The sequence below is a fragment of the Terribacillus saccharophilus genome (assembly GCF_000725365.1).
In the GTDB taxonomy this organism is placed as follows: domain Bacteria; phylum Bacillota; class Bacilli; order Bacillales; family Amphibacillaceae; genus Terribacillus; species Terribacillus saccharophilus.
Genome location: NZ_CP008876.1, coordinates 2,297,041 through 2,321,693, shown reverse-complemented (window position 1 = coordinate 2,321,693; position 24,653 = coordinate 2,297,041). Strand labels below are relative to the sequence as shown.

26 protein-coding genes and 1 other annotated feature are annotated in these 24,653 nt (G+C 44.1%); of the genes, 10 read left to right on the top strand and 16 right to left on the bottom strand.

Annotated features, from left to right (window positions below; translation table 11 throughout):
* Positions 1 to 40: 40 nt before the first annotated feature.
* From GZ22_RS11750 to GZ22_RS11730, 5 genes are read left to right on the top strand one after another with little or no spacing between them, the layout of a single operon-like run.
* Positions 41 to 724, top strand: coding sequence for a TetR/AcrR family transcriptional regulator (locus GZ22_RS11750; RefSeq protein ID WP_038562727.1), 684 nt, complete (start codon positions 41 to 43; stop codon positions 722 to 724).
* A gap of 16 nt (positions 725 to 740) precedes the next feature.
* Complete coding sequence (locus GZ22_RS11745; protein ID WP_038562725.1) at positions 741 to 1,871, top strand: betaine/proline/choline family ABC transporter ATP-binding protein; 1,131 nt, start codon at positions 741 to 743, stop codon at positions 1,869 to 1,871.
* Between the two features lie 18 nt (positions 1,872 to 1,889).
* Positions 1,890 to 2,543 (top strand): ABC transporter permease, encoded by a 654-nt coding sequence (locus GZ22_RS11740; RefSeq protein WP_038562723.1) that lies wholly within the window; start codon positions 1,890 to 1,892, stop codon positions 2,541 to 2,543.
* Positions 2,544 to 2,561: 18 nt separating this feature from the next.
* A complete protein-coding gene (locus GZ22_RS11735) occupies positions 2,562 to 3,479 on the top strand; it encodes an osmoprotectant ABC transporter substrate-binding protein (RefSeq protein ID WP_038562720.1) in 918 nt (305 codons plus the stop codon).
* 15 nt (positions 3,480 to 3,494) lie between these two features.
* On the top strand, positions 3,495 to 4,151 hold the full coding sequence (locus GZ22_RS11730) for an ABC transporter permease (RefSeq protein ID WP_038562719.1): 657 nt from the start codon (positions 3,495 to 3,497) through the stop codon (positions 4,149 to 4,151).
* Between the two features lie 38 nt (positions 4,152 to 4,189).
* Here the strand turns inward: GZ22_RS11730 and GZ22_RS11725 are convergent, their stop codons facing one another.
* The 6 genes from GZ22_RS11725 to GZ22_RS11700 all read right to left on the bottom strand — a co-directional run bounded on the left by GZ22_RS11725 (position 4,190) and on the right by GZ22_RS11700 (position 8,246).
* Positions 4,190 to 5,155, bottom strand: a complete 966-nt coding sequence (locus tag GZ22_RS11725; protein WP_038562718.1) for a Gfo/Idh/MocA family protein — start codon at positions 5,153 to 5,155, stop codon at positions 4,190 to 4,192.
* Between the two features lie 83 nt (positions 5,156 to 5,238).
* Positions 5,239 to 5,892: a DUF3298 and DUF4163 domain-containing protein gene (locus tag GZ22_RS11720; protein WP_038562715.1), complete on the bottom strand. Its 654-nt coding sequence runs from the start codon at positions 5,890 to 5,892 to the stop codon at positions 5,239 to 5,241.
* Between the two features lie 50 nt (positions 5,893 to 5,942).
* Positions 5,943 to 6,413: an ASCH domain-containing protein gene (locus GZ22_RS11715; RefSeq protein WP_038562713.1), complete on the bottom strand. Its 471-nt coding sequence runs from the start codon at positions 6,411 to 6,413 to the stop codon at positions 5,943 to 5,945.
* The gene (locus GZ22_RS11710; RefSeq protein WP_051748231.1) at positions 6,400 to 7,185 is read right to left on the bottom strand and encodes a PP2C family serine/threonine-protein phosphatase; all 786 of its coding nucleotides are present in this window, start codon (positions 7,183 to 7,185) and stop codon (positions 6,400 to 6,402) included. Before GZ22_RS11710 ends, GZ22_RS11715 begins: the two co-directional genes overlap by 14 nt.
* Positions 7,172 to 7,630, bottom strand: coding sequence for an HIT family protein (locus GZ22_RS11705; RefSeq protein ID WP_038562708.1), 459 nt, complete (start codon positions 7,628 to 7,630; stop codon positions 7,172 to 7,174). Before GZ22_RS11705 ends, GZ22_RS11710 begins: the two co-directional genes overlap by 14 nt.
* A gap of 39 nt (positions 7,631 to 7,669) precedes the next feature.
* Positions 7,670 to 7,859, bottom strand: a binding site (T-box leader).
* Positions 7,860 to 8,246 (bottom strand): PH domain-containing protein, encoded by a 387-nt coding sequence (locus tag GZ22_RS11700; RefSeq protein WP_038562706.1) that lies wholly within the window; start codon positions 8,244 to 8,246, stop codon positions 7,860 to 7,862. It lies immediately after the preceding feature.
* A gap of 334 nt (positions 8,247 to 8,580) precedes the next feature.
* Between GZ22_RS11700 and GZ22_RS11695 the strand changes: the two genes are divergently transcribed.
* Positions 8,581 to 9,252: a hypothetical protein gene (locus GZ22_RS11695; RefSeq protein WP_038562703.1), complete on the top strand. Its 672-nt coding sequence runs from the start codon at positions 8,581 to 8,583 to the stop codon at positions 9,250 to 9,252.
* A 42-nt stretch (positions 9,253 to 9,294) separates the two neighbouring features.
* On the opposite strand, the gene GZ22_RS11690 is transcribed toward GZ22_RS11695, so the two are convergent.
* From GZ22_RS11690 to proC, 8 genes are all read right to left on the bottom strand, one after another.
* Positions 9,295 to 9,936 (bottom strand): FusB/FusC family EF-G-binding protein, encoded by a 642-nt coding sequence (locus tag GZ22_RS11690; protein WP_038562702.1) that lies wholly within the window; start codon positions 9,934 to 9,936, stop codon positions 9,295 to 9,297.
* A gap of 70 nt (positions 9,937 to 10,006) precedes the next feature.
* Positions 10,007 to 10,753 carry an alpha/beta hydrolase gene (locus tag GZ22_RS11685; RefSeq protein ID WP_051748229.1) on the bottom strand — a complete coding sequence of 249 codons (747 nt, stop codon included), beginning with the start codon at positions 10,751 to 10,753 and terminating at the stop codon, positions 10,007 to 10,009.
* Positions 10,754 to 10,756: 3 nt separating this feature from the next.
* Entirely contained in the window at positions 10,757 to 11,794 is a 1,038-nt protein-coding gene (locus tag GZ22_RS11680; RefSeq protein WP_038562700.1) for a FecCD family ABC transporter permease, read from the bottom strand.
* Complete coding sequence (locus tag GZ22_RS11675) at positions 11,784 to 12,797, bottom strand: FecCD family ABC transporter permease (RefSeq protein WP_038562698.1); 1,014 nt, start codon at positions 12,795 to 12,797, stop codon at positions 11,784 to 11,786. The genes GZ22_RS11680 and GZ22_RS11675 overlap by 11 nt, the downstream gene beginning before the upstream one ends.
* 3 nt (positions 12,798 to 12,800) lie before the next feature.
* Complete coding sequence (locus GZ22_RS11670) at positions 12,801 to 13,748, bottom strand: iron-hydroxamate ABC transporter substrate-binding protein (protein WP_038562696.1); 948 nt, start codon at positions 13,746 to 13,748, stop codon at positions 12,801 to 12,803.
* 240 nt (positions 13,749 to 13,988) lie between these two features.
* Complete coding sequence (locus tag GZ22_RS11665; protein WP_038562695.1) at positions 13,989 to 15,251, bottom strand: glutamate-5-semialdehyde dehydrogenase; 1,263 nt, start codon at positions 15,249 to 15,251, stop codon at positions 13,989 to 13,991.
* Between the two features lie 16 nt (positions 15,252 to 15,267).
* Positions 15,268 to 16,371: a glutamate 5-kinase gene (gene proB / locus GZ22_RS11660; protein WP_038562692.1), complete on the bottom strand. Its 1,104-nt coding sequence runs from the start codon at positions 16,369 to 16,371 to the stop codon at positions 15,268 to 15,270.
* Positions 16,372 to 16,416: 45 nt separating this feature from the next.
* Positions 16,417 to 17,286 carry a pyrroline-5-carboxylate reductase gene (proC, locus tag GZ22_RS11655; RefSeq protein ID WP_425427807.1) on the bottom strand — a complete coding sequence of 290 codons (870 nt, stop codon included), beginning with the start codon at positions 17,284 to 17,286 and terminating at the stop codon, positions 16,417 to 16,419.
* Positions 17,287 to 17,553: 267 nt separating this feature from the next.
* Here proC and GZ22_RS11650 point away from each other — a divergent pair, with 267 nt between their 5' ends.
* The 4 genes from GZ22_RS11650 (at position 17,554) to GZ22_RS11635 (ending at position 22,060) form a co-directional block, all read left to right on the top strand.
* A complete protein-coding gene (locus GZ22_RS11650) occupies positions 17,554 to 18,933 on the top strand; it encodes a PepSY-associated TM helix domain-containing protein (RefSeq protein WP_038562688.1) in 1,380 nt (459 codons plus the stop codon).
* A gap of 17 nt (positions 18,934 to 18,950) precedes the next feature.
* Complete coding sequence (locus tag GZ22_RS18040; RefSeq protein ID WP_051748227.1) at positions 18,951 to 19,427, top strand: FixH family protein; 477 nt, start codon at positions 18,951 to 18,953, stop codon at positions 19,425 to 19,427.
* A gap of 99 nt (positions 19,428 to 19,526) precedes the next feature.
* On the top strand, positions 19,527 to 20,678 hold the full coding sequence (locus GZ22_RS11640; RefSeq protein WP_038562687.1) for an FtsW/RodA/SpoVE family cell cycle protein: 1,152 nt from the start codon (positions 19,527 to 19,529) through the stop codon (positions 20,676 to 20,678).
* A gap of 62 nt (positions 20,679 to 20,740) precedes the next feature.
* Positions 20,741 to 22,060 (top strand): MATE family efflux transporter, encoded by a 1,320-nt coding sequence (locus GZ22_RS11635; protein ID WP_038562686.1) that lies wholly within the window; start codon positions 20,741 to 20,743, stop codon positions 22,058 to 22,060.
* A 1-nt stretch (position 22,061) separates the two neighbouring features.
* Here the strand turns inward: GZ22_RS11635 and GZ22_RS11630 are convergent, their stop codons facing one another.
* Positions 22,062 to 23,318, bottom strand: coding sequence for a DNA polymerase IV (locus GZ22_RS11630; protein ID WP_038562684.1), 1,257 nt, complete (start codon positions 23,316 to 23,318; stop codon positions 22,062 to 22,064).
* 450 nt (positions 23,319 to 23,768) lie between these two features.
* Positions 23,769 to 24,596, bottom strand: coding sequence for an HAD-IIB family hydrolase (locus GZ22_RS11625; protein WP_051748225.1), 828 nt, complete (start codon positions 24,594 to 24,596; stop codon positions 23,769 to 23,771).
* Positions 24,597 to 24,653: the final 57 nt, after the last annotated feature.

Sequence of the window (24,653 nt, the reverse complement as noted above, 5' to 3'; positions counted from 1 at the left end):
AGGCGAGCACGAACGCGTATGTAAAGGAGAAAAAAGCACTATGAACAAAAAGGAAATCCAAAAAAGCCGGATGTGGAAATATTTCGTGGAAGCGACAGCGGATATTATTCGCGAAGAGGGATTAGAAAAAGTAACAATCCGTAAAGTAGCGGATCGTGCGGGCTACAACAGTGCCACGATATACAATTACTTTTCTGATCTATCTCATCTCGTCTTCTTTGCATCCATGACATTCCTTAAAGATTACACCGACGAAGTCGTCGTCTATATGAACCGTTCCGATAAACCGTTAGAAAAGTATTTGCTGGCCTGGGAATGCTTTTGCACGTATTCCTTCCGTCATCCAAAGCTATTCCATGCGATTTTTATCATGGACCTAGGTGATAGTCCGGAAAATATGCTGGAGCGATATTACGCGAAGTTTCCCAGGGACTTAATTAACATTCCAGAGGAGCTACAGCCGACATTACTGGAACGCAATATGTCCAAGCGCGGCCGTTCTGCACTAGAGCTGGCATTGGAAGCTGGTGAAATCAGCGAGAGGAATGTAGATGCGATAAACGAATTGACTATCCTCATTTGGCAAGGGATGTTCAACAATGTGCTTAACCATCGCAGGACCTATGATCCTGAAATTGCGATGCAGAAAACGATGCGATATATTACGGAAATTGTCCGTAATGAAACATCATTTGATTTCACAGACAATAAATTTGCACCTTAAATAGGAGGTTATTTTTGTGCTGACGTTCGAGAATGTTACGAAAATCTACAGTGGCAGCAAGAAGGCTGTGAACAACCTAAACTTGCAGATCGAGAAAGGCGAATTCATTTGCTTTATCGGTCCAAGTGGCTGCGGTAAAACAACAAGTATGAAAATGGTCAATCGTCTTATCGAACCATCAGAAGGAAGAATTTTGATTGATGGCAAGGATATTATGAAGCAGAATCGAGTTCAGATGCGCAGAGAAATTGGCTATGTCATCCAACAAATCGGACTTTTCCCGCATATGACAATTAGTGAAAATATCACACTCGTCCCGAAACTGTTGCAATGGTCCAAGGAAAAGCGGCGTGAGCGAGCTGTAGAACTGATTAAATTGGTCAATTTGCCTGAGGAATATCTTGATCGTTATCCGCAGGAGCTAAGTGGCGGTCAGCAGCAGCGGATTGGTGTACTACGAGCTTTGGCATCCAATCCTCCTCTCATTCTGATGGATGAACCCTTCGGTGCATTAGATCCTATTACGAGAGATGGCTTACAAGAAGAGTTCAAAGATCTTCAAAAAAGATTAGGGAAGACGATTGTTTTCGTTACCCACGACATGGACGAAGCTATCAAACTCGCAGACCGTATTGTCATCATGAAGGATGGAGAAATCGTTCAAGTAGATACGCCAGATGAGATTCTGCGCAATCCTGCTAACGAATTCGTAGAATCCTTCATCGGAAAAGAACGGCTTATCCAGACAAAACCAGATGTCACGACAGTTGGTCAGATCATGAACAAGATACCTGCTACAGTTCATAAAGAAGAGACATTATCGACAGCGATTCAGCGCATGAAGGAAAAACGAGTGGATTCCTTACTTGTAATCGGGGACGACCAAACACTTGAAGGATACATTGACGTAGAGGACATAGAAGAGAATAGGAAGAAATCAACACTCGTTGGTGAAATCTATGAAACAGAACTTTACAAGGTGAAAGAAGACAGCCTCATACGTGACACAATCCAGAAAATGCTGCGAAGACATACTAAATATGTACCTGTCGTAGATGATCAAAACAAACTTAAAGGTATCGTTACGAGAGCAACACTCGCAGACCTTGTTTATGATTCTATTTGGGGTGATGAGGATGACAATTAAGAAGGAGGTCCAATTCACATGGATACATTGATTCAATTCTTCCAGGAACAAGGCAGCACACTTGCCCTGAAAACGTGGGAGCATTTATATATATCATTGATTGCCGTTTTGCTCGGCATCCTTGTCGCTGTACCGGTGGGCATCCTGCTAACGCGGATCAATCGGGCAGCAGATACAGTCATTCGTATTGTCAGTATCATTCAAACCTTTCCAAGCCTCGCCATCCTGGCATTCTTCATTCCAATCTTAGGTGTTGGCAAGGTCCCGGCAATTGTTGCATTATTCTTCTATTCCATGCTTCCAATTCTACGTAACACTTACATCGGTATCAAAAACACCGATAAAAATCTACTGGAAGCCGGCCGTGGGATGGGTATGACAAATACACAGCTTATCTTCAGCGTGGAACTGCCGCTCGCCATTCCCATCATCATGGCAGGAATCCGCGTTTCTACCGTCTACCTGATCGGCTGGGCCACACTTGCATCATTCGTAGGAGCTGGCGGTCTTGGTGATTTCATTTTTGATGGGTTAAATCTATATCAGCCTGAACTGATTTTAGCAGGAGCAATTCCTTCTACAATCCTAGCACTGCTTGCTGATTTCATCTTGGGCAAGGTAGAGAAGAAGCTTACTCCTACTACAAAGAGCACTCATTATGAAACAGCATAGAAAGGGGCGACAACAGGTATGAAAAAGCGAATCAAACTGGTCTTGGTTGGTATGATGACAGCCTTTCTTCTCGCTGGCTGTTCGCTTCCCGGCCTTGGTGGCGGCTCTGCCGATACGATAAAAATCGGAACCGTGACAACATCAGAAACACAGACTTTAGGCTATATTCAAAAATACATGATTGAGCATTATACCGATCTGCACGCAGAAATCGTCGGCAACTTGGGCTCCTCCATCGTGATGCATCAAGCAATGGTCAATGGTGATGTAGATATATCTGCAGCAAGATATACAGGTACTGATCTTAGCGGTGCCCTCCACATGGATCTGGTAAATGATCCAGATGAAGCGATGGAGATTGTGCAGCGTGAATTCAAGGAGCAATTCGACCAGAAATGGTATGACACTTACGGATTCGACAACACCTACGTTCTGTCTGTACGCCAGGATGTAGCTGACGAAGAAGGACTGGAGAAAGTCTCCGATCTTGAATCTGTCGCAGATAAATATCAATTTGGTGTGGATAATAGCTGGATTAATCGTGAAGGAATCGGCTATGACGAATTCATAAAAGAATATGGATTTGAATTTAACAAGATCTTCCCGATGCAGATTGGCCTTGTATACTCTGCCTTGAATAGCGGAAAAATGGACGCCGTATTAGCTTACTCCACAGATGCACGATTGAAGCAATTCAACTTAGCAACATTGGAAGATGATAAACATTTCTTCCCGCCTTACGACGCTTCTCCGGTAGCAACGAATAAAGTGCTGCAGCAGCATCCGGAGATTGATGATATTTTGCAAAAGTTAGTAGGAAAATTCGATAACGAAACGATCATTGAACTGAACTACCAGGCAGATATCGAGAAAAAGGAACCTAGTACAGTAGCAAGAGAATATTTAGAGGAACATAACTATTTTGAGGACAAATAAGGAGGTGCAGAGACAATGGATATTTTAAAAGAACTAATGACATATTATAGCGAAAACGGCGCTTACGTCTGGACAGAGTTCTATCGGCACTTCCTTATGTCTGCATACGGTGTATTGTTTGCTGGTATCGTGGGCATCCCTGTCGGTATATTGATTGCCCGCTACAGCAAGCTCAGTCCTTGGGTCATTTCCTTTGTAAATGTCATCCAAACAGTACCTGCACTTGCATTGCTAGCTGTTCTCATGCTGGTGATGGGTTTAGGGACAAACACAGTCATCCTTGCGTTATTCCTTTATTCACTTCTCCCGATTATTAAAAATACGTATACAGGAATACTTGGTGTGGATAAGACATTGAAAGAAGCAGGAAATGCGATGGGAATGACAAGATTCCAGATCTTGCGTATGGTTGAACTCCCTCTCTCACTATCTGTCATTATGGCCGGGATGCGTACTGCGCTTGTTATTGCGATTGGTATCGCAACAATCGGAACATTCATCGGCGCTGGCGGGTTAGGCTCTATTATCGTCCGAGGTACGAATGCAGCAGAAGGGGGCGCCATTATATTAGCAGGCGCTATTCCGACTGCACTCATGGCTGTAATGGCCGACTTTGTTATGGGTTGGTTCGAGAGATTGCTTTCTCCGGCCAACAGCAGAAAATTGAGTTAAACAGCAAAAATGCTCCGGTAGTCTCCGGAGCATTTTTTTTATTCAAAGCTAAAGCTTATTTCCCATTGTTTCCGAAGCTGATCCATAATCTTCATAACATCTTTTGTATAAGGCAATGTTACATGTGGAACATCCTTTTGAATGAGTTCCTTCATAGCTTTTACTTCATACTGCAATGCCTTCTCTGTCTCTCCAGCTTCTATTGTTTCTGTTTTATCTTGCTCTACATAACAAACAGTGGCATGTTGGGCCCGTGAGAATTTCTCAATATCAATAAATCCTTTTGTACCCATGACAGTAGCACGTTCTGGAGATTCCACCATAAAGGATAGTGTGATGGTAGCAAGCTGCCCTTGCTTGTTTTTCAGAATGATTCCTGCCTGCTGGTCTACCCCTGTTTCATGCTTCGTAACAGTACTGATCACTTCACTCGGCTCATCCTGGATAAACATCCGAACAAATGACAAGGCATAAACGCCTATATCCAATAGTGCTCCTCCCGCCAGATCGGGATTAAAGAAACGATTTTTCGGATCATTTTCTTTGATGCTGTTAAAGTTCACACTTAATGTCTGGATGTCCCCAATCTTCCCAGCATCGATCAACTGCTGTAGTTCTTTATAAATCGGCATATGATAAATAGTCATTGCTTCTGCCACAATCAGCTGCTTCTCTGCCGCCAACGCAGTGATTTCATCAAGCTGCTTGGAGTTTACTGTAATCGCCTTCTCAGCTAACACATGTTTTCCATGCTTCAAGGCTTCTATGATTGTTTCATAATGAAAGGCATGCGGCGTCGCTATGTATACAACATCTACTTCAGTATCATCCAGCACACCCTGGAATCCTTCATACACTCTAGGTATATCGAATTGCTCTGCAAATGCTTGTCCCTTTTCTTTGTTCCTCGCACCAACCGCCAGGATGGATTCTCCTTCATTCTGCAATGCTTCCGCAAAGTGATGGGCAATCGAGCCTGGTCCTAGAATTCCCCACTTAATCATTTGTTTCTCCCCATTTCTCTATTATGTTTAATTAGGTATACCCGAAAAAGCCATGGATGCAGCATACTTCCATGGCTTCTTTCTTAGTTGTATATTTTATTAGGTATTTTGATAACTTGATTACCGGAGACATATGGTGCAATATCGTATTGCTGGAAGACAAGCGCTATACCTTCATCTGTAAAAAAGAAGGCCGTATTTTCATTTAGGTGTATGTCCTCTTTTTTCAGATCAGGATAGAATATTTCTGGCCTTGCCTTAGCGTAGGTGAAGACGTAGTGCTGGACTTTCTTCACCTGACTGGGTGTTTGCAGGATATCTGTTAAATAAACGCGTTTCTTTTCTTTCAAATCGTAATTAAAGGATTCTACCGCAGTAGAACCATGCGCTCCACCGGTAAAAATATAGCTGCTCATCAGGATACTGAGCTTGCGATCTGTATTATATTTGACTTCAAAATCAGTTTGAAAATCCGGGTCATAATTATACTTTTTGCCAGCTTCAATATTCTCTTTGCGTGCTGCTGCAGCTTTCTCGATATACGCCTTGAAGTCTTTATTGATCAATCTCGTAAGCTTCGGTGTTCCGGCATGCTTCACTTGCGGGTATTTCAGCTCTTCGATGCCATCGTAGTACTCTGTTTCCACAATCACGTTCTTTTTAGGCTGTGCTTGCACTGGGTGCGTCAAAGCAGAAAAGACAAGCAGTAACGCAAACAATATTATCGCTTTTTTCATCAGTTTCCCTCCACTGTATCTTCTTGTCTACAGTGTGTGCAGGACACCAATTATTTATGAGCGATAAACCTTACAGCAAATTCCTCACATACAACAAGCATGTCAGGTGAAAAATCACGTCCGATTTCTACCATTTCCTTTGTAAAGAAAGGCTCGTGAACAGAACGCCAATAAGTAAGCGTACGATCGCCTTCTCCTTCTTTGAAGGCAAAGGTCTCATCAACCTCTTTATACGGTTTTACTTCTACTTGTATAATTTCAATCACCGCACGAGGATTTCCTGCTCTATCGAGAACAATACTATGAAGACCAGGTTCTGGGACAGGCTCATTTTCCAGTTCATATAGCAGATGATTAGAAGTTGTTGCTGTTTTAATTCCCTGAACGACCAGTTCAGCCAGTTCATCCGCTAACGCATCATCGCCGCCAAAGCTCCATGCTGTATAAGTTTGTGGTGCCTGTGGGTTTTGCTCTAAATACGCTCGATAAAAAGCTTTTATTTGTTCATTATAATTTGTCACTTGGCATCAATCCTTCCTCTGAAACATCTATTGTCCAGCAAACAAATGTACAGCTATCCCGCACAAAATGAGATTTCAAATCGGAAAGCAGCCGCTGCACAAACACATCATCATCCATTCTGGATAACAGATCATATAGTTTTTGACCATTCATATTCAATCCGGGACATTCCAGCAGCCCATCTGTCGTCATAAAAAGTCGATTCTTTCCTTTTCTTAGCTGCCGCGTACCAGTTGTATAGGAGGGGACTTGTAATGACCAAGCGTTCTGCTGACCAATCCATTCATAAAAATGTCGGGTATTTTGTTCAAACTCACCCATTTCCGCTAATTCATTATGGAAAAGATAAAAGAGACAATCTCCCGTGGATAGCCACCAGATGTACTCATCTTTACGAAAGACAAAAAGACATGCCGTCTCTCCTTTAACATCTCGGCATGCTTCCAGAAAAGAAGGTTGGGATAATTGATCTATAACGAATGCGGGTACTTGTCCAAATGCTGATGCTGCCTCGCAAGCTTTTCGTAACTCAGGCTCGGCCTGCAGAAAAGTTTCGGCAACCAGTCTAGCACTATCTGCTGAATGATGTGCATCCATCAGAAGGAGGAACTCCCAGTTCTCTCCGGTCAACAACACTGCCCCATCTTCGTTCTTCGTTTGTCCGGATTGGCTCATCCCGCCAAGTCTTCCTAACACAAGACCCCCTATTTGCGTAACATCGGGTGAATCCAAGAATGCGTGTTGATCGCCTGTCCAGCTAAACGTTTGCATGAAAATTCTCTTTCATAAAGCATTGTAGTTTTGCTGTGACTTCTTTTATTTCCGACTCTCCGCCAAAAGGTGCATCAGGCCAATCGTAAACATCCATCGGTCCCCAGTATGTTTCAGGAGTTCCTGTATACCTAGGAATGATATGCATGTGAACATGGGGCACAGCATTTCCGGAGACAAGTGTGTACACATGCTCTGCTTGCAGCGTTTCCTGCAATGCGAGTGCAGCTCTTTTCATCGCTATACCGAATGCAGCCGCTTCCTCTTCTGACATATCTCCGATTTGAGGAGCATGACGTTTCAGATCGAGCATGATATGACCTAAATATGTCGGTTTTCCCTTTTTATCGATGTGACTAAAATAAATATAATCATCTTCAATAATACAATCGCCGCTTACTTGTAAACGTCCAGCATGTTTGTCACAGATAAAGCAATCTTCCACAGTGCACTCCTCCTTATAAAAAAAATGCCCATCATCTCCTAAAGAGACAATGGACATTGTGGTACCACTCTTTTTCGGCCCCTCAAAAGCTGATAACGGCCGCCAGCCGACCAGGCATTTCCTCCTGGGCACTCCCAGATGAGTTCGGATGTTTCCCTGGCTGCCTTGCACCACCCGGCAGCTCGCTATAACAGTTCTCCATCCTACTACTTCTGTTCCCTGCGTCTATCTATTCCAACAATTGCTTGCGGTTGAACGTATTCCGGAACAAGAGATCACGCTGATGATTGTTAACGAACATCCTGACGATATCACTTACACCCTTGAGATGGATCAGACGATGGCTTGTTACATATTTTATATCTCCATTATTCATATGGATAGACAATTCGCCTTCCCCTGTACCTTCTGTATAAAGGATATAGTCGATGCTGTCGTAGCTCGTCGTATCCAGATAAGCTGGTTTCATCAACGGTTTGTGCGTAAACAGGATTCGGTTCTGCGTAACACCAAGGATGCCATTCCTCTCGTCGAGCTTACTTTGTACGTAGAGAAAAATCCGTTCGTCTTCTTCTAGGTACATGGACAATTCCTTCAGATCTCTTCTTTGCCCCATTTTCCGCGTTCTCCTCACTTAATGTACTTGCTTCCAATCCTGATTCATACTTTCTAAATATATATCGCACTTCGGAATTTATGCAATAAAAAAATGCGGCAGAGATAACTCTTTTCTGTTTGTTATAAATTTCTCACACTCTCCTACATTTTACCAGCCAAAAGGAAGAAATGATACCTCCCATCTCCAATTTTTCCAGCCCTTCCTAGACTTTCTTCTAGGAAATTAGGCTCTTTTCATTTCATTCCATATAGGGTTACGGTATGATATTTATGTCTTTATTTACTTATTTTCTAGAAGACGATCTCGTTAAAAGAGAGGATGAAAGAAGTATATGAAACTGTTCCGTATTCCAGCTGCAGCATTGTTGTTCGCGATTGTATTAACTTTATCAGCCTGCAGTAAGGACGAAAAAGCAGCCGAAGAGCCAAAAACACCGACGGCACAAGCAGCAGTTACAGAAGGAAACGAAGATACAGATCCATTGTCTGCCGATTTGACGGACACTGTGACAGCAGAGAACCCCTACTTCCCGGACCGCCTGACGAAAGATGCGGTTGCAGAAAAGGAAATGCTGGCTGAGCAGAACTTTGATCAGTCCAAAACTGATGACAAGCTGGAAGTGACCCTGAAAGGGATTCAATATACAAAGCTGAAACCAGCAGATTCCTATGAGGAATCCTTTACTGGTTTCAAGGATCCGGAGAAAATCGTTGCAGCGACAGCGAAGCTGGAAGTGAAAAATGATGGGGAAAGTGCGGTACCATTGAAGGAAATGGGTGCTTTTCTTGAAACTCCAACATACCGAATCCTGAACCATAATGTTTTGGAAGCAGATTCTGGTGTGATCGAACCCGGCCAGACTTCCACCAAATATGTTGTCTTCCTTATGGATCAGGCAGATTTCAAAGAAGAAGATTCCTTCTCATTGCGTATCTCCAGTATCACTGATAAAAAAGAAGACTTGCTAGCAGCTGATTTAACATTTGATCTGCCCGAAGAATAAAAGAAGGAGCACTCGCCTCAAGGCTTGTGCTCCTTCTTTTATTTATGATGCATGCAGATTTGAGATGAAACTGTAGAACCGGTTTATATCTGTTAGATTTCGATTACACTTGGCGCTATCTCTGCACACATAGTTCCCGCGTTTTACATACGTCCCTTGGCCGCGGCCAATTGGATCTGCCATGAATAATCCTACACTTTCTAGCTTATTGCAGATAGTGCAAATTCCTGGCTGAGAGGATGGCGTCATAGTGCCGCGAGCGGCCAGCATTCCGTCCTCATGAGGGGCGACCATGTATTTTGCCTGCTGACCAGAATCATTCCACCCTAGATAGGATGTCTTTTCCCAATCGACTTCATCAAGTTTCGGTACATGTAATTGCTTCACTTTCGGGAATAGCTTGCGCAGCTGCTGCTCCGTTAACGCAGGAAACGGCTTGATGGATGGACGCAGCTGAGCCAAAAAGAGCTCTGCATCGATTTCATCCTGCACACCCTGAATTCTTTTAAGCATCTCTGCCTCTTCCTCTGAGAGCTTCTCGAATCGATTCATGATCTTCTCTTCAGCTAATGAGCGGAGTCCAAAAATGATGTCTATATCTTTGACAGCAGCAGAACTATTCACGAGCTGCTGCACCTGTTCTTTAATATTGTTATATTGGTCGTTCCGGATAAAGGCTTGCATGTGGACATCCCTCCGTTTTGATTGCTTCCTCTCATTTTAGCAGATATCGAGCAGGAAACAAAAAACCAGATCAGCTGAAGAAATAGCGGAAGGCGCGACTCAGCGTGGCAGGAACGACTGACGCATGATTCTCCTCATCTGCAACATAGTATGCAGTCTTTTCATCCATAGCACTCGGTAAACGATGATAGAGTGCAAGCGAATCTTCCACCATGAAGCCTTCTTCTTCTCCTACAGCAATGAAGAGCTTAGAATCCTTGGCATCCTTCAAAAAGGAATAAATATGTTTCTCATTCCACCAAATCGAAGGACTGATAGCTAAATAGCATTGGAAAGCTTCTGGACACTTGAACATGCTGTACAATGCAAACAAACCACTCAAGGAATGACCGTACAGACATTGCTTATCCCGCTGAACTTGGTAGTTCTCCAAGATTTTAGGCTGAAGCTCATCTATGAGCCAATCCAGGAAAATTTCTGCTCCTCCATGCTTCCCAGTCGTTTTCCATTTCATTCTATCTGGAAATTTATAAGCTGATGCTGGCGGTGTGAAATCATAGAAACGTCTTTCTCTGATAACCGACTCCTCTGCATCTAGTGATATCCCTACAACTATTGCTGGATCCACTCCTGTTTTGAGCATGTTATGCGATTGATTACGTATGACATCTTTACCCAATCCAAAATAAGCATTTCCATCCAGCATATAGATAACCGGATAGCCTTCTTCTGATTGCGGGGGCTGATCTGGTATATATATTTGAACACGATAATTCACTCCCGGCTCTTTCCCCGAAAGAATCCATTCCTCTGACATATGTCAACCTCCTCTATTTGCTTTTACCAGTAAGTACAAGAAATAAGGTACACCTATTATTGATACAACAATACCTACCGCCAGTTCTGCCGGAGCAAAAACAGTTTTAGCAATATAATCTGAAAAGACGAGCAGTACCATGCCGGTTAATGCACTGATTGGCATGTTATAGCGGTAATCATTTCCGACAAGACGCCTGCTAATATGTGGTGCAATCAAGCCTACAAACGCAATCCCTCCAGAAACAGACACGCAGGCACTCACTAGACCAATACTTGCCAGCAGCAGTATCGCCTTTTCGCGTTCATTTCGGATACCTAAGCTCCGAATGGAGTCATCGCTTAACTGAAAATAATTGAGCAGATAAGATTTCCGGTAAAGCAAGGCACCAAGGATGATGATCCATGGCAGCATCGCATAGATATAAATCCAATTCGCATTATAAATGCTGCCTGTCGTCCATACAGTGGCCATTTCAAAATCATTTGCATTCATTTTCAACGATATGTACAGTGACAACGCTCCAAATCCTGTTCCAAGGGCAATACCCGTCAGGATTAGTCGTTGCATATCAAGTGTACCCTGCCGCCAGGAGAAAGCAAAAATGAGCAACGCCACCAGCAGACCACCAATGAAGCCGAATATCGGCATCATCAAGACGGCCAGCCAACCGCCAATCGACTCGGATTGAATCATCCCCTGGAAAAAGAAGATATATATAACAATGGCGGTTCCAGCACCAGCATTGATGCCGAGTATTCCTGGATCGGCTAGTCCATTGCGCGTGACTCCCTGCATAACTGCTCCAGCTATGCCCAAGCCTGCACCTACCAATGCTCCGATTACAATCCGAGGCAGGCGAAACTGAAAGATGACCAGTTCAAGCTTGCGACCATCATTTAATCCAAATAATGTTCGGGCAATGTCTCCCACAGTCATGGTATAGCTGCCATTCGTTAAATGCAGGTAGATAGAAAGCAACAGCAGCAAGCTAATAATCAATCCACTTAGAATTAATTTGGAACCGATTCTAAGCCGCATATTGCTTTCCTCCCTTTCTCCAAATGAGATACAGGAAGAATGGAACACCAATAAAAGCTGTCACAACGCCAATTGGAGTTTCGAACGGTGTGTTGATAAAGCGGCTGACCACATCTGATAAGCAAAGGAAGATTCCGCCAATCACTGCAGAGCAAGGAATGAGCAGACGGTAATCAACCCCGATTAGAAACCGGGTGATATGCGGGACAACAAGTCCGACAAAAGCTATCTTTCCGACAAGGGCGACAGCCGTACCAGTCAGACAGACAACACTGAGCATACTGATTAGTTTAATATAAACTGTCTTTTGCCCAAGACCCGCAGCAACTTCCTCACCTAGCGCCATGACTGTAACTGACTTAGAAACGGACATAGCCAGAATTAAACCAATCAGGCCAATCGGCACAGCCAATTTCAGCATATGGACATCCACACTGTCCATTCTCGCGTTATACCAAATGCTTACGTGCTGTGACACCTGATAATAGGAGGCGAAAGCCGCTGCACAACCGCTGAGGAAGGTTCCGATGACTGTCCCGATAATAGCCAATTGAACAGGCGCCATCCCATTTTTCAACAGTGACGCGAAGCCGAACACAATACCGGCACCGACTGCAGAACCTGCCATGGAGTAAAGAATCATCATATGACCAGATAGACCGGGAGCAAGCACCATGCACAATGTAATTACTAGTGCAGAACCATCATTGACCCCCATGATAGATGGAGAGGCGAGATAATTACGTGTGATTCCCTGCATAATTGACCCAGCTATAGCTAGGAACGCACCTACCAGCAAGGCCGCCAAAGCTCTTGGCAGTCTCGCAGTCAGCAAGATGGTATGGTCTACATTGGCAGAGTCATAATGAAAAATCGCATCCCAAATCGTACTGACTGGCATATCCTTCACGCCATACAAGACTGAAATCAATACAACAATCACTCCTGTCAAAGGAGCAGTAAGCAGCACTATCCAAGCAATTCTATTCCTCGTGCCATACATTGCTTATTCAGCCAGCTTTTCAGTTGCTGCTTTCAGGAATTCTGTCTTACTCCATGCCGTTCCGCCCTGTGCCAATGGATCAATAGCATTCACGAATACATGATCTTCCTTAGCTGCATTAGTAGACTTGAATATGTCGTTATTTTGCAGGTCTTCCAAAGCACTAGCATTTTCAGGATTTTCAGTTGTTTCAAATTGAAGGAACAGGTAATCTGGATTTACTTCTGCCAGCTTCTCCAAGGAAATTTCTGCCTGTGCTTCTGCTTCGTTGATAACGTCAGGTACCTGCAAGCCTAGATCTCCGTATAATACCGGATTCAAATATACATTTTGTGGATACACGTACAAACTGCCTGCCCGGATTCTGACTACTAACACCTGCTTGTCCTCAAGCTTTTCACCAAGTTCCGTTTTAGCTTCTTCCGAATCCAGTTCATAACCTGAAATGATCTGTTCTGCTTCGTCCTCTTTACCTGTCAAAGAACCGAGCAGCTCCAAATTCGCTTCCCAGTTCTCTGAAATATGGGAGTATGGAATAGTCGCAGCTATGTCATTCAGTGATTTGCTTACATCCTCAGGAAACTTAGAGGATCCTAGAATCACATCTGGTTCCAGCGAGAGAATTGTTTCATAATTTGGCTGCATTTTCTCGCCGATCAATTCCACCCCTGATAAATCCTCTTCTAAATATGCAGGAGTTTCACCACCAACAGATAATGCCCCCGCAGGCTTCACTCCCAATGCAGCTGCATCCTCCATTGACTCAAGACTTGCTGCCACGATTGTATCCGTCTCTTTTGGAAGTGTGTATTCCTTATCCAAATATGTAATCTGCTGTTCCTTCTTATCTGAAGATTCACCAGATGCTGTATCCTCGCTATTTCCGCAAGCTGCCAAAGAAAAGCTCAAGGCTGCTGCAAGACCAATACCACTCACTGTTTTCCACTTCATTTTGCTCTTCTCCTTTTCGTACTTTAGCGTGATCAGGACTAAAGCAATCTTCTAATTGATAATGATTATCATAATCAACTATAACAAAACAGGGATTTTATGCAATAAAAAAATGGAAATTAGCTGTATAGAAAAACTGAATAGGCTGCAGAAAACTCAAGCTGCAACCTTGATAAATACGAATCTATTCTGTCTCATATCAGTAACAAAAAAAGCCCATCCATCAGGATGAGCTTTCTGTTATCTTGTTTGGCCATTGCCTTTCATAACGTACTTATACGTTGTTAACGCAGGTAACCCCATAGGTCCGCGAGCATGAAGTTTCTGTGTTGAAATACCGATCTCAGCTCCGAATCCAAGAGCATGACCATCTGTAAAACGTGTCGATGCATTATGGTAAATTGCTGCTGCGTCGACCGCCTTCATGAATTTGTTTACTGCTTCGTCATCTTCAGAAATGATTGCCTCTGAATGCTTTGTACCATAACGGTCGATGTGGTCAATTGCTTCTTCTACGGAATCAACGACACGCACTGCAACGTCCAGGCTTAGATATTCATTAGCCCAGTCCGCTTCTACAGCAGGTTTACAATCAGGTAAAAGCTGAACCGCAATGTCATCTCCATGTGTTTGAATACCATTTTCACGTAATGCTTGTACTAGTGCATCTTTATTTGTCTCCAGCCATTCCCGCTGAACAATTAATGTCTCCAATGCGTTACATACTGCCGGACGATCTGTCTTGGCGTTCAAAAATGTCGAGATTGCCATATCAACTTGTGCAGTATTATCCACGTACATATGGCAGTTTCCTACACCAGTTTCCAAAACAGGAACAGTTGCAGAATCAATCACAGCTTGGATGAGTGATGCACCGCCGCGAGGAATAAGAACGTCGATGTGCTCCTTCATCGTAAAGAGCTTCGCCGTCTCCTTCCGATCAGTCGATTGGATAAGCTGCACAGCCTCAGCTGGAACTTTTGTCTGCTGAAGGGCTTTTTTGATGACCTCTACGATTGCTGTATTTGTATGAATAGCAGATGATCCGCCTTTCAGAACGATTGCATTGCCCGACTTAAGTGCCAAACCGGTCGCATCTGCTGTTACGTTAGGACGAGCTTCATAAATCATACCGATGACGCCTAATGGCACCGTGATACGGCTAACATGCAAGCCGTTTTCCAGTGTCCATTCGCTGACCACATGATCAGTTGGATCATCAAGTTCAACTACTTCCTTCAAACCATTTGCAAAATCCTCAATACGTTCGCGAGTGAGCTTCAAACGATCAAGAAAAGCAGCATCAAAGCCTTTTTCTTCACCCGCTTGCATATCTTTATCGTTCGCAGTCAGAATAACTTCATATTCCTTTTCTAAATACGCTGCGACTGCAAGCAGTGCCTCATTTTTTTCCGCTGTTGTCAGGAGTGCAAGCTTCTTAGCCGCTGCTTTTGCTGCAATTGCTTGCTCTTCTACTGTTACTACTTCTTTTATATGCTCCATGATGTTCCTCCTTCTGTCATTGAATAGGTACGGTGTGCTCCAGTTCGCAAACAAATGCTTCCTGATCGACTATCGTCTCTTCTATATTCCTTACCGGACTCGCCAAAGCCTGCCAAAGGTCGGACGCAGCTTGATTCACGATGCCTAAACCGATCCGAGCGCCTGTTTCGTCCAGAATGCGCACAACGTCGCCTTTTTTGAAATTGCCCTTGATGGTGCTGATATTCTGAAATTCAACGGAATCTGGTGTCTGTTCAGCTCTCTTCAAGATGATTTCACCTACGGGTCCTGAATTGAACGCAATCCACTGCTTCTTGCGATTCAAATAATCCATATCTTGATCCGCTTCGAAATAAGTTCCTTCTGCTTCACCCAACACAGAATGATAGATAATATCCTCTGCTGTTGCATTGCCTAGAAAACCTTTAATACCAGATGCCATCGCAATCTTGAATGCATCCAGCTTGGACTTCATGCCGCCGGTTCCGACTGCACTTCCTGCATCACCTGCAGCCGCCTCTATTTCTGGTGTGATGGCTTTTACCAACTCGATGCGTGTTGCTTCCGGATTTTTGACTGGGTTATCAGTATACAAACCATCAATATCAGAAAGGACTGCCAGAAAATCTGCACCGACCAATCCGGCTACCTTTGCTGAAAGTGTGTCATTATCTCCAAAGCGCAGTCTGTCGACTGTCACTGTATCGTTTTCGTTTATGATCGGAATGATGCCGCGATCAACTAATACATTTATTGTATTTCTAACATTATTATAGCGGGTTTCGTCCGAGAAGTCGCCACGTGTAATTAAAATCTGCGATGCTACATAGCCATGCGACAGGAACAAGTCCGAATAGGCTTCCATCAGCAGACCCTGCCCAATAGATGCAGCGGCTTGTTTTTCCGGCAGTGACTTCGGTCTTTCCAGGAAACCGAGCTTGCGATAGCCGGCTGCCACAGCTCCCGAAGATACAAGCAATACCTCATAGCCATTGTCTTTCAGCTTCACGAGCTGCTCCACTAGTTTCTCCAGCTTCTTACGGCTGATTTCTCCATGCAGGCTGGTCAATGAACTGCTTCCGATCTTGACGACAATACGTTTCGGTTTTGTTGCTTGAATAGAAATAATAACGTCCTCCAGTTTTCATTTTTTCACTATCATGCATTAGCGTGTCAAAAGCTGTTTTTTAAGCTCTTCACTGATTTCATTGGATCGTTCCGCTGCAGAAAGAATCGCTTTTGTCATCGCTTCTCCCGCTCCAGCATCATTAAGTGCTTCAAGTCCGGCTGCAGTTGTTCCATTCGGAGAGGTTACTTTCTTCCGCAGAATAGCCGGCTCTTCTTCTGTTTCCACTAGCATTCTGGCTGCTCCAAGCATAGTTTGCGTTCCAATCTTTCTTGCTGTATCTCGGTCAAAGCCTGCAGCTACACCTGTTTCCTCGAAATGCTCCATCAGCTTATAGAAATAGGCAGGTCCGCTACCAGCCATTCCTGTGAAGACATCCATCTGTTCCTCCGCAATGACAAAAGCCTCACCAAATGTCTTTACCAGCTCTGTGACAAGTGTAAGCTGTTCGACGGATACATGTGTTCCAGGTGCAATAGCCGTAGCCGATTCACCTATGGTACTGGAAGTGTTAGGCATAATACGAACAACGGGTTGGTTCTCTGGCAGATAATGCTCGATTTGTTCATTCTGGATGCCTGCAGCTACCGATATAATCAGCTGTCCTTCTTGAACCTTATCTTGCAGATCGATTAATGAAGCAGTTAGATCCTTCGGTTTCATCGCGAGTATGATAATATCCATACTGCTCCAATCCACCTCAGCCTGAGGAATTCCGGTAATAGCATAGCGCTCCTGCAGCTCATAGAGACGCTCCGAATTTGTTCGATTCGTCACGTATATCTGCTCGTGATGCATGCTATCTGACCCATCCATCCCAGCAATCATTCCTTCTGCCATCGATCCTGCTCCGACATACAAAATCCGTTTGTTAGTTAAGATACCTAATCGCTCCTTTTGAGAAAGTATTTCGTTCCTTGTTAACAGTTATCTATGCTAACACTATAGGACACCATGTCAAGGAATGTCACGACACCAAAGCCCGTCCCATCAACGTTTCATCCCCATGAGCTAAGTATTGTAAACGCTTCATAAATTATTATCCATCACGTTCAAGGAATGGTCATAATATCCTTCATTTCCCTACTTGTAAGGATGTGAAATTTGTCCTAAGCTTAGGCTTGTACTACTTCGCCTATTATTACTTTTACTATAGAAGAAAAGGAGTTGTCCTATATGGAGGCACAAAAAGAGCCGTCGGTGTCGAAGAAGAAACAACTAAAGCGTCGGTCACTTTATCAGTCTGTCTGGCGCTGGCATTTCTATGCAGGTCTTATTATCATGCCGTTTCTCATTATTTTGGCTATCACAGGCGGCGTTTACCTATTTAAACCTCAAATCGAAGCATCTCTTTACAAAGACTATTATGAAGTTACTCCGCAAACTACTATCACAACTCCATCTGAGCAAATTAATACAGTGGAAGCTGTGAACCCGAATGCAGCAGTGACGTCTTACCGTCCAAGTGACAGTCCGGACCGTTCAGCAGAGGTTGGTATTACAGAAAACGGTAAAGCTTATACCGTTTATGTTGACCCTTATGAAAATGTCATACTCGGTAAATTAGAAGACTCCTTCAAGCTCGTCAACGTTTTTGAAAAAATCCATGGTGAGCTGCTGATGGGCACCTTCGGGGATCGCGTTGTCGAGTGGGCTGCTTGCTGGGCGCTGATCTTAATCATTACTGGCGTTTACTTGGGCTGGCCTAAAATGAAAGGAAAATCGAAAATCTTTGGAGTCCTTATTCCCCGCCTGAACAAAGGGAAAAAACTGCGGGCACGTGACTTGCATGTGGTACCTGCATTCTGGATTTCGTTAGGTCTGCTGTTTCTGATTCTTACAGGATTGCCTTGGTCAGGATTATGGGGAAACAATTTCCAAACGATTACTACAAATGCAGGCGTCGGCTATCCGCCTTCTGTGTGGGTTGGTGATGCTCCTGCTTCCGACGTGAAAACAAAGGAAATCGCAGATGTGCCTTGGTCAGCGGAGAATCTACCAGTCCCTATTTCTACAAATCAGCAATATACACAGCTTTCCGTCGATGATGTTGTGTCGATAGCTGATGAAGAAGGTGTAAAACCTGGCTATAATATTATGATTCCGCAAACACAGGATGGTGTATTCACTTTATCTGCTTTCCCGCCGAATGCTCGTGATGAAGTGACGATGCATATTGATCAGTATACTGGTGCTGTTTTGGCAGATTACCGCTATGATAATTATCATACACTTGGAAAGGTAATTGCTTATGGTATTACCATTCATAAAGGAACAGAATTCGGTATCTGGAATCAGATTATCGGATTGCTTGTCTTGATTGGCATTATCGGTATTGCTGTGAGCGGCTTTATCCTATGGCTCTCCCGGAAACCAGAAGGAAAGCTGGGCTCACCGAAAGCGCCATCCGACAAAGTCATGAAGGGTGTTATTGTACTGATAATCATACTTGGCATTATCTTCCCGCTTGTCGGAATTTCGATTATACTCGTATGGCTGTTTGACCGATTCGTCATTCCGCGGGTGCCTGCACTGAAGAGGTTCTTCAATGCTTAAGAAAGGGGGGAAAACAAATGCGACTTATTAAATTTTCACCATTGTTACTGACGTTCTTCCTCCTTGCTGCATGCTCGGCGGACCCTGAAGCGGCGGATCAATATGCCCAACGGGAAGAAGTGAATGTGAACATCGAAGCTCCTGAGTCCATCGAAGCTGATTCTGCTCCGGTAATTGATGTGAAACTATCACAAGATGGAAAAGCACTTGAACAGGAAGCTACTGTTAACTTCCTTGTATGGAAAGATGAGAACAAAGCAGATGCAGAAGAAATTCCAGCAGCACTGGATGCAGATGGAACGTATCATCTAGAATATACCTTCCCATCAGATGGTGTATATTTTGTAAAAGCAGATGTGAAGGTCGATAATATCCATTTGATGCCGACAAAGCAAATTCGCGTCGGTGAATTAACTCAAGAAGAGATAGAAAAGATAGAACAGGAACAAGAACAGAAAAAACAGAATGATAGTGGAAGTCACCACCATCATTAATAGGAAAAAGCCGTATTTCTCGAGAATACGGCTTTTTTAATTGGAAATTTCTGTTACGATAGAATAGTAGCTTATACTTATGATGAAATGGTGACAAGCATGCAAAAACTGCAAACATATCTAGAAAAATTCGATTATATCTATTTCGCACTTATCATACTGCTCGGACTGGCAAGCCTAGTCAGTTTATATCAAGTACAGCTGCTGCAAGGGGAATATTTTGTCCTGCAGCAAGTCGTTTGGTATGTGATTGGTTTAGGTGGCTGTTTTGTCGTGTCTTATTTTCTTGATCTCGATATACTGAAGCGATTGTCTCTCTTTGTTTATTTGTTTTTCCTGTTGTTGTTAGTAGGTATCTTAATTGCACCTTCCAGCATCTCCAAGGAAATCAACAATGCATACGGCTGGTACACAATCGGCGGGTTTTCATTCCAGCCTGCAGAATCGATGAAAATCGGATTGATCTTATATCTGGCACAAGTTATTAGTAAAGGGACGGATAGCTCTCCTACACTAAAAGAGGAAATGCTGCTTGTCGGCAAACTGACAGTTATCACTTTAATCCCTGTTGCTGTCGTGATGCAATTTCCGGACTTCGGTAACGCGATGGTATACCTTGCTATATACGGGGCAATGCTGCTTGTTTCCCGTGTCCGAATAAAAACGATACTGCTCATCTTCTCTGTTCCATTAACGATCATTCTTGCATTAACAATTACATACTTCGTTGCAACTGACTTCTTCCTAGATCGGATACTCGGTATGCTGCCAAGCTATCAGGCAAGCCGATTTTATGGCTGGCTGCAGCCAGAGAAGTATACTATTTCCGGCTATCAGCTGAATCAATCGATCATGGCGATTGGATCTGGTAATGTGAGCGGCTATGAGCATATGCCGCATGTACCATATGCCTATTCAGACTTGATATTTGCCGTCATAGGCGGTGTTTTCGGCTTCGTCGGAACAAGTATCGTCTTGCTGTTGTACTTTATGCTCATCTATAAAATCGTCATGATTTCTCAGCGCTATCATGATTCCTTTGGTACCTTGATTGGCGCAGGAATTGCTGGTTTCCTGACCTTTCAGATATTCCAAAATGTCGGTATGAGTATTGGATTAATGCCCGTTACTGGACTGGGATTGCCGCTTATTAGCTACGGAGGCAGTGCACTCGTGATTACACTCGCTTCTCTCGGATTAATACTTAATATGCGCGTTAATACGATGACCTTTATGTTCGGAAACAAATAGCGTTTACTTCTGCGAATATGTGCGGTATATTATATCGTAATTACTACTATTAAGGTGAGTGTATGCAGCATAAACAATATTTAGCGCTGGCTCTTCCGCTGACTTTATCGACGATTACAACGCCGCTTCTTGGTGTTGTTGATACAGCGGTTGTCGGCCAGCTTTCTAATGCTTCTTTTATTGGCGGAGTCGCCATCGGTACGATCATATTTAATACGATGTACTGGCTTTTCGGATTTCTTCGGGTGAGCACCTCCGGGTTCGCTGCTCAAGCATCTGCAAGTCTTGATAAAGATGAACATGTAATGGCACTAATGCGTCCTTTCCTGGTCGCTTTTATTGTCGGCCTGCTATTCGTTCTCATACAGCAGCCGATTTTGCACTATTCCCTCTCCTTCTTAGGAGCAAGTGATGCAGTGAATAACAGTGCTTCGGCTTACTTTTCAATCCGGATTTGGGGTGCGCCATTTGCACTTGCCAACTATGTCATTCTTGGCTGGCTGATTGGCATGTCCTATATCAAAGCAACGCTTGTTCTTCAGATAAGCACGAACGTACTGAATATCATTCTTTGTATTCTTTCCGTTCATGTGTGGGATTTGGGCGTGGCTGGTGTAGGTGCTTCTACACTGATTGCTGAGATATTCTCTTGTGTATTCGGCATAGTCCTGCTGCGGAAATATGCCGGCAGCATCTGGCAGCACCCATTTCTACAGGTTTTACGACGCGCCGTCGACCCTAAACCGATGTGGCGGATGATGAAGGTAAATCGCGATTTATTCATCCGGACGATATGCTTGCTTGTTGTATTTAACTTATTTACAGCAAAGGGCGCTGCGTTTGGGGAAGATATGCTGGCAGCCAATGCCATTCTGATCCAGATTCACTATATGATGGCTTATTTCTTTGATGGCTTTGCTAATGCATCCAGTATTGTAGCTGGTCGGGCGCTTGGAGAACGCAATGAGAAACTTTTTTCGCAGTCTCTGCGTCTATCACTGCAGTGGGGGCTTGGTATCGGGGTGATACTTGCACTTCTGTTCCTTGCTGCCCAGAGGTGGATTTATCCGTTGTTCTCTGATCAGCAGCATATTATCGAGCTAACTGGCTCCTATGCCAACTGGCTTGTTCTGTTTCCGATTGTCGCTAGCCTTGGCCTTGTATACTATGGTGTTTTCACCGGTGTGACGGAAGTACGCTTTGTCCGTAACTCCATGATCCTTGCTGTCCTGCTTTACTTAGCTGCACTTTATGCGCTGCAGCCGCTCGGCAATCATGGACTCTGGATCGCTTTCCTCCTTTTCAGTCTTGGGCGGTCCGTCTTTCTTATCATGTATGTACCAAAGCTGCGCCGGCTGTTCAAACAGACGGCAGCAGCATAAGTCAGGCTTGATGGCCTCCGATTTTCGTACTGCGTTCAATTGTCATTCCGGCAGCTGTATGGCTGCTGGCACGCAGAATGGCGGTCGTACCAAAGCGCGCCCGGATCTGATCCATCGTCCGACTGAGATCCTTCTGCTTGCTTTTGTCCTCAAACAAGCTGAGCTGCGTTGCTTCTTCCTCGTATAAATTGGTCAGGGAGACAGACACCCGTCTGACTTCGTGGCCTTTTTGGTAGTGCTCATGAAATAGTTCAAGGCAAAGCTTATACATATCCGTCGTCAGATTCGAAGGGCTCGTAAAGGAACGGGACCGGCTGAATCCGCCTCCATGCTGACTGGCATACCCAACGGCCAAATGGACTGTATTGCCTTCCTTCCTATCTCGTCTTGCCCGTCTGCAGGCCTCCTCACACAGCTCTAGAATAATGGTCGGGATTTCTTCTCCCCGATAATTGCGCAGCAGTGTGATGCCGTGTCCGTAGCTTTTCTGCTCCTGCTTGACGAAATCACCGAGCACCTCACTCTCATCAATTCCCCACGCATGCCAGTATAATTGCTCACCCATCACACCATACCGTTTCTTGAGTTGTTCCAAGGAAGTGTGAGCCAGATGCCCAAGCGTAACAATACCCATTCGGTTCAAATTACGCTGCATGCGTCGGCCAATCCCCCAAATATCCTGTATCGGAACTGGCCACAATAAACGCGGCACATCCTGATAATGACAAACGGCAATACCAGAGGTCTGCTTCTTTGCATGAATATCCATCACAACCTTGGCCAGAAACTTGTTATCTCCGATTCCAATTGCTGCGGTAACACCGAATTGCTCCAAGATATCTGCCTGCAGCTTGGCCGCCGTCTCTTCCGCATTTCCGTGCAGCTTTTCTGTACCATCAAGTGTTACCCAAAATTCATCGACTGAATAAACATGGATCGCTTCCATCGGGACATACTCATGCACAAGCTCGGTAATTGCTACCGAAACCTCCAAGTAATCCTTCATATGCGCTTCGGCAATGACGATTTCCGGATCTTCCGGCAGTTCAAAATAACGGCTCACATTGCTGACACCATGCTTCTTCTTCAACGCTGGGCTTGCAGCAAGCACGATACTGCCTGGCCGCTTCGTATCCCCGACCACTGCAAGCAGTGTTGTCATCGGATCAAGGCCACGTTTCACACATTCCACACTTGCATAAAAGCTCCGCATATCCACACACAATACCTCATGCTGCTGAAATCCGCTGTAATCCATTCTCTCCACCTCCAAAGGGAACAAACGTTCTTACTTTAGATTACCCGATTTGAGGCAGTTATAGTAGCTGTAATTTTTGGATGGGGAGGAAAAATGAAAAAAGATTGCTCTAAACAAACAATTTTATTCTTTCTATTTGGTAATACAGTTATATAAAGGATACCAATTAGTTCAGAGGAGTTCATTATGAGGATTTGGTTGATTTTCATCATATAGTATGAATCTTAATACAGCACAGCTTCCTTATGATTTGGTTCTAGAGGGACATATTGATTGGTTTTACCTAGCTATATTTATTAGTCAGCTGGGTGCTATATATTCAATGAAAGAGGGTCAAAAAGACCAATCAGCACATTAACGGTTCTGTTAATAAATGAACTGCGTCCCAAGTAACCCTCAACTTTTGGGACGCAAAGAATTAACCGGTTTTTTCTAGGTTTACTACTTTTATCAAATAAAGAAATGTTGCAGCGTCGTCCGGATACCGGCTGCGTAAGGTGTTCCGCATACCTGACTATGCTTCTGTTTCGCCTCCTCTGTTGCATTAGCAACAAGGAAACCATTTCCTGCATATCGCAGCATTTCAAGGTCATTTCCACTGTCTCCAAAAGCATAGATCTGCGACGGCTCCACCATGCAATGGTTTGCCAAGAACTGAACGGCCGCTCGTTTTCCAGTCCTTAACGGAATGAAATCCACATCATATGCCCCGTCTGGGTCTCCTGCCAGTGGATTGCATGCGTTCACATTCAATCCTACCTTAGCTGCAGCGGCTGCCTGCCTTATACGATGCATTACCTCAGCCAAATCATCTTCATTAGGAAAGTAATAATAGTTCTTTTTGTATGAGCTCTGCCCATGCATCGTCTGTGGCTGTAATGCTATCCCATCCAAAGAGAGCATATGAATCAAATCCTCTACAAGCTGATTGAATTCTTCTTGAACAGGTAAATGCTTTTTCCAATCGTATATCTGCTTTAGTTCTCCACCAGCTGTTAGTTGGTACAGTTCGGTTCCCAGATTAGCTGCAATGAAATGGGGCATATAAGTCAGACGTGCACGCTCCATTTTTCCAGCCAGGGAATTACAATCACTTCCGGTAACCCATGCAATTTTCACGTGATGCTGCCTGGAAATCCGATTTAGATAAAGCTCCATAGCATGCAGATCCTCCAGCTGCCCTTTCTCGCAAGCATGAGGAAAATAAGTCTCATCAAAATCAAAACAAATAAGTGCCTTTGTGCTGTCGGTACTAGCAAAGCATTTTTTCACAATCATTATTGGAACCACCTCCCTTCCTACCATAAGAGATGGGAACGTTCCCAGGTCAACAAG

What these genes read in the sequence shown, in the direction of transcription:
- GZ22_RS18040 (WP_051748227.1), top strand. Translation starts at nt 18,951, where the DNA reads ATGCGACTTATTAAATTTTCACCATTGTTACTGACGTTCTTCCTCCTT.
- GZ22_RS11665 (WP_038562695.1), bottom strand. Translation starts at nt 15,251, where the DNA reads ATGGAGCATATAAAAGAAGTAGTAACAGTAGAAGAGCAAGCAATTGCA.
- GZ22_RS11735 (WP_038562720.1), top strand. Translation starts at nt 2,562, where the DNA reads ATGAAAAAGCGAATCAAACTGGTCTTGGTTGGTATGATGACAGCCTTT.
- GZ22_RS11720 (WP_038562715.1), bottom strand. Translation starts at nt 5,892, where the DNA reads ATGAAAAAAGCGATAATATTGTTTGCGTTACTGCTTGTCTTTTCTGCT.
- GZ22_RS11750 (WP_038562727.1), top strand. Translation starts at nt 41, where the DNA reads ATGAACAAAAAGGAAATCCAAAAAAGCCGGATGTGGAAATATTTCGTG.
- GZ22_RS11670 (WP_038562696.1), bottom strand. Translation starts at nt 13,748, where the DNA reads ATGAAGTGGAAAACAGTGAGTGGTATTGGTCTTGCAGCAGCCTTGAGC.
- GZ22_RS11710 (WP_051748231.1), bottom strand. Translation starts at nt 7,185, where the DNA reads ATGCAAACGTTTAGCTGGACAGGCGATCAACACGCATTCTTGGATTCA.
- GZ22_RS11730 (WP_038562719.1), top strand. Translation starts at nt 3,495, where the DNA reads ATGGATATTTTAAAAGAACTAATGACATATTATAGCGAAAACGGCGCT.
- GZ22_RS11700 (WP_038562706.1), bottom strand. Translation starts at nt 8,246, where the DNA reads ATGGGGCAAAGAAGAGATCTGAAGGAATTGTCCATGTACCTAGAAGAA.
- GZ22_RS11695 (WP_038562703.1), top strand. Translation starts at nt 8,581, where the DNA reads ATGAAACTGTTCCGTATTCCAGCTGCAGCATTGTTGTTCGCGATTGTA.
- GZ22_RS11680 (WP_038562700.1), bottom strand. Translation starts at nt 11,794, where the DNA reads ATGCGGCTTAGAATCGGTTCCAAATTAATTCTAAGTGGATTGATTATT.
- GZ22_RS11635 (WP_038562686.1), top strand. Translation starts at nt 20,741, where the DNA reads ATGCAGCATAAACAATATTTAGCGCTGGCTCTTCCGCTGACTTTATCG.
- GZ22_RS11690 (WP_038562702.1), bottom strand. Translation starts at nt 9,936, where the DNA reads ATGCAAGCCTTTATCCGGAACGACCAATATAACAATATTAAAGAACAG.
- GZ22_RS11650 (WP_038562688.1), top strand. Translation starts at nt 17,554, where the DNA reads ATGGAGGCACAAAAAGAGCCGTCGGTGTCGAAGAAGAAACAACTAAAG.
- GZ22_RS11625 (WP_051748225.1), bottom strand. Translation starts at nt 24,596, where the DNA reads ATGATTGTGAAAAAATGCTTTGCTAGTACCGACAGCACAAAGGCACTT.
- GZ22_RS11630 (WP_038562684.1), bottom strand. Translation starts at nt 23,318, where the DNA reads ATGGATTACAGCGGATTTCAGCAGCATGAGGTATTGTGTGTGGATATG.
- GZ22_RS11740 (WP_038562723.1), top strand. Translation starts at nt 1,890, where the DNA reads ATGGATACATTGATTCAATTCTTCCAGGAACAAGGCAGCACACTTGCC.
- GZ22_RS11675 (WP_038562698.1), bottom strand. Translation starts at nt 12,797, where the DNA reads ATGTATGGCACGAGGAATAGAATTGCTTGGATAGTGCTGCTTACTGCT.
- GZ22_RS11640 (WP_038562687.1), top strand. Translation starts at nt 19,527, where the DNA reads ATGCAAAAACTGCAAACATATCTAGAAAAATTCGATTATATCTATTTC.
- GZ22_RS11725 (WP_038562718.1), bottom strand. Translation starts at nt 5,155, where the DNA reads ATGATTAAGTGGGGAATTCTAGGACCAGGCTCGATTGCCCATCACTTT.
- GZ22_RS11685 (WP_051748229.1), bottom strand. Translation starts at nt 10,753, where the DNA reads ATGTCAGAGGAATGGATTCTTTCGGGGAAAGAGCCGGGAGTGAATTAT.